The sequence below is a fragment of the Burkholderia sp. S171 genome (assembly GCF_009766085.1).
Classification (GTDB): Bacteria; Pseudomonadota; Gammaproteobacteria; order Burkholderiales; family Burkholderiaceae; genus Caballeronia.
Genome location: NZ_LMUF01000047.1, coordinates 154,556 through 158,033 on the forward strand (window position 1 = coordinate 154,556; position 3,478 = coordinate 158,033).

The 3,478-nt window shown below is 55.0% G+C and carries 4 protein-coding genes; 2 read left to right on the plus strand and 2 right to left on the minus strand.

The genetic code is table 11. From position 1 onward, the window contains the following. Positions 1-190: hypothetical protein (locus tag GSQ93_RS38300; RefSeq protein ID WP_254074058.1), on the plus strand; the 190-nt coding region annotated here is incomplete at its 5' end. Here the strand turns inward: GSQ93_RS38300 and GSQ93_RS38770 are convergent. Both GSQ93_RS38770 and GSQ93_RS25995 read right to left on the minus strand, forming a co-directional pair. Beyond that, entirely contained in the window at positions 112-753 is a 642-nt protein-coding gene (locus tag GSQ93_RS38770; protein WP_158938504.1) for a LysR family transcriptional regulator, read from the minus strand. The two genes, GSQ93_RS38300 and GSQ93_RS38770, sit on opposite strands and share 79 nt — an antisense overlap. Positions 754-1,048: 295 nt before the next feature. Next, entirely contained in the window at positions 1,049-2,467 is a 1,419-nt protein-coding gene (locus GSQ93_RS25995) for a DUF1254 domain-containing protein (RefSeq protein ID WP_158938505.1), read from the minus strand. Positions 2,468-3,119: 652 nt separating this feature from the next. On the opposite strand from GSQ93_RS25995, the gene GSQ93_RS26000 reads away from it, so the two are divergent. Continuing rightward, a partial coding sequence (locus tag GSQ93_RS26000; RefSeq protein WP_158938773.1) for a YciI family protein occupies positions 3,120-3,478 on the plus strand: 359 nt, incomplete at its 3' end.

The window sequence follows — 3,478 nt, forward strand, 5'->3', positions numbered from 1 at the left end:
CTTCGGAATCGCCAAAACTGCCGATCCGAACGTCGCCATCTGGCAGGTAGATACCATGTTCGTGCAATTCATCGACAAGCTGCTTGATGATCAAGTTCATACCTTCACATTTCAAGTCGCGATGCCAAAACTGAGAAATTGCGGCGATTGTCCCGCTGGAACTGGGGTACTGGCTAGTGATTGTCGATGATTCACGGCATCCTGGCGAACGACCGAAAGTGGCCGGGATGCGCCTAACCAGTCAGCGAAGGTCAATGGACAACTTCCTTTCAGGTCGTTACAGGAGCTTCGACGGGGCCGTACAACGCGTGGGGATGTTGTGTCACAGTTGCCCAGTACTTGTCGCCGTATGACCAATGCCACGTCGTCAATGCACACGAGTTCGACATCGACGTCGGGATAAACATTCCTGAAATCACATATCAGGGTCGAGAGATGTGGAGGCTTTTCCGCCATCGATGACGTTACGTGCAACGTACCTTTGGGCTCGCCATCTGACGCCGGAATCGTTGACTCCAACTCGTCCAAGTTCTCCAACCAGCTTCGGCAACTCTCAAGATACCTCCGGCCGCAGGCCGTCAACTGGATTGATCGGGTCGTGCGATTCAACAATTTGACGCCGAGGTGGGATTCGAGCATTTCCATGCTCCTCGTGACCATTGGTGCGCTTAGATCAAATTCGGTTGCAGCTTTGCGAAAACTTCCGAGCTCTGTTACCCGCACGAACAAACGCATGCCTCGAACTAAATCCATTGTCGGCGCCTAATTGAAGCAACCGCATTGACAGGAAGTCCACTTTGTTTCAATCGCAGAGCCTGATATTCATCATCTGATGCAACAGCCCAGATAAAAATGCTACGCGATGAGGCGATGTTAAACGCGTTAATTCCACGGTCAAGAGACGTACCCGTTAGCGTTTTTCGGATTAATATCAGAAACGCGAAGCCAGCACAATCAACCTACGTCGCGGCCGCCTGCACAACTACGGACGGCCAGAGCTCCCAAACGGTTTGCCGCAGTGAGACACTCGTGATATTCGCAGTTTCTCTTATTCCTGTCGCAGCACCGGTGGCGGTGTCCATGTCCCGTCGAGAATCGCAGGCCCCGGCCAATAGGCTCGAATGTACAAAGAAAACACGTCCTTCGGCGCGGGCACCCAGTTGGTCTCCTTTTCGGCTCCTGGGGATTCGTTTTGGAAGTACAACGTAAGCGAACCGTCGGCGTTGTACTTGAGCGATTTGCTTTTCGTCCCAAGCGAGAACCGGTTCAGCTTGTTCGCCTCGAAAAGATGCTCCTTGTTATAGACGGTAAGTGACCAAAATCCCTTGACCGGTGGCAGTTGGCCCTTCGGGAAGGTGACCGTATATCTGTTCGTCCCATCCAGACGATGGCCGGTTGAATCGAAGTCCGTATAAATGTATCGGGTTTCTTCCGGCCCGTTGTCGTACATATTCGACTTCGCTGTTGCTGCTCGCGAGAGGTAATCAGTGCCCCAGCGGGCACCGTTAGGAGGCGATGTCCAACCGTTGCCGACCGGGCGACCGTTGTTCCTGAAGTCGAATAGCGGTTTGATCAGATCAGATTCCGCTGCTACGGCGGATTCCACCAAGGTTGCCTTGATTTGCGGATCTTTGGCCGCGGCATCCAGCACCGAGCGCATCATGCCGTAAAGGGCTTCCTCTCCCGGCTGCGGCGGCACCATTGCCATGACGAGCGGCAGTTCGTCGAAGTACTTCTCGGGAATCACCCATTTGACCTCGCCATTGCCGTCTGTGGCAGGCGGCGGAAAAGACGGTGTGCTCTTCCAGTCCGTGGTCTTCATTTTCCCGGTGTATTCGCTTAACGGATAGACCATGACCTGATTTAACAGGGGTTGGATGGCGGCCTTGTCTTCAGGCGTATCGTCCTGAAAAATGCGGGGAAAAACTGCCGCTAGATTGGTGGACGAGCGATGCACCTCCGTTATTCCAGGAGGGATCTTGCCCTTCCAGCTCGGTCCGACAAGTAGATGGAAACCGGGCCTGGTGCGATATTGAGTGCCGATGTGGCCGAACGAATCCGTGCGGGCATCGGAAAGCTGATAGGTGTAAAAACGCTTGCCGAAATCAGGTACTTGAATCACAACCGGGGACGTGTCGAGCGTCATATACCCGGCGCCATAAACGGTGTCCTGGTTCGGGCACGTCACGAAGTTTTCGGCTGAATCGATATAGTCTGTCAGCATCGACACGTGGTTGTGTGGCGAACCGGGAATGACGCCGCCGATCCTGCCGGGTTCGGGTAGATCTTTCACCGCAAGCGACCGGTTGAAATTGTTCACCAACGGCCAGCCCCACAGGTAGGCCAACCGCCCAACCAGCGCCACGTATTCCTTCGTCATGACGGTGCCGGCCGGCGTGCCGGGAACGTCGGAGGCCGCCCGCGGCGACGCCGCTTGAGCCTGTGCCGACGCCACGACGCCGGACATCAGGGCTAACGCTATGACGATAATTTTCGATTTCACGTGTGACCTGTCGGAAAGTAGAGTCGCATGTCCAGTTCGGGAATATCGGCGACATTCAAGCGACCAATACCAGATTTCGATTCCATATTCAGCAGGCCATTTATTTTCTTTTACGCCTGGAAGTGGAGCGCTTATCAATACGTGGACGTGCAATCAGATCATTTCTCGAATCGAAACCGAAGGCGACGCTCATTACGTTTTTCTAAACATTGCGTGCGAACAAAGCGTAAAGAGAATGCGAGCTCGTGGCGCCTACGTTTTCTGCCCCGCAGTGTCCGTCGATCGGCGGACAACGGACATTTCCGACAATACTACGACTGGCAGAAATTGGCCGACTCTTGCCCGATGCCGTTACTCATCGTTTCATGTAGCGGCGATACCACTGACAACGATTTCAGCCAAGGGCCGATTCGACCAGCCACTGTCGTGCGATCTCCGTGCACATTGATGGCCGCTTCAGCGTTGGGAAATGGCCACATCCTTCGAGTGAGGCAAAGCGTGCGTGGAGGGGACCCGAAGCGGACAGGCTGGTGAGACCCGCTGCAAACTAACCAGAGCATTGTCGATTTCCGATCATCACATTCGTCGTTAGTGAACCCTATTCAAAGGATTTCCCATGAAATACCTCGGCCTGGCCTACTTCTCCCCCGAAAAATTCGCCGCGATGGCGCCAGACGAAATCAAGGAATTGGTGAGCCAGTGCCCGGCATTGGACGAGAAGATGCGCGCTACCGGCAAGGTTCTGATTTCCGCCTCCCTTGGCGATCTGGAGAAGTGGAGGACGCTTCGCCCGCGCACTGGAGAGACGCGCATCACCGATGGGCCTTACACCGAGTCGAAGGAAGTCGTGGGCGGCCTGTTCATTATCGAGGCGGACAGCCTTGACGAGGCGTTGCGCATCGCGTCCATGCACCCGGCTGCCACACTGGGCGAAGAAGGCGGATGGGCCGTCGAGCTTATCCCCTTGGACTTCTA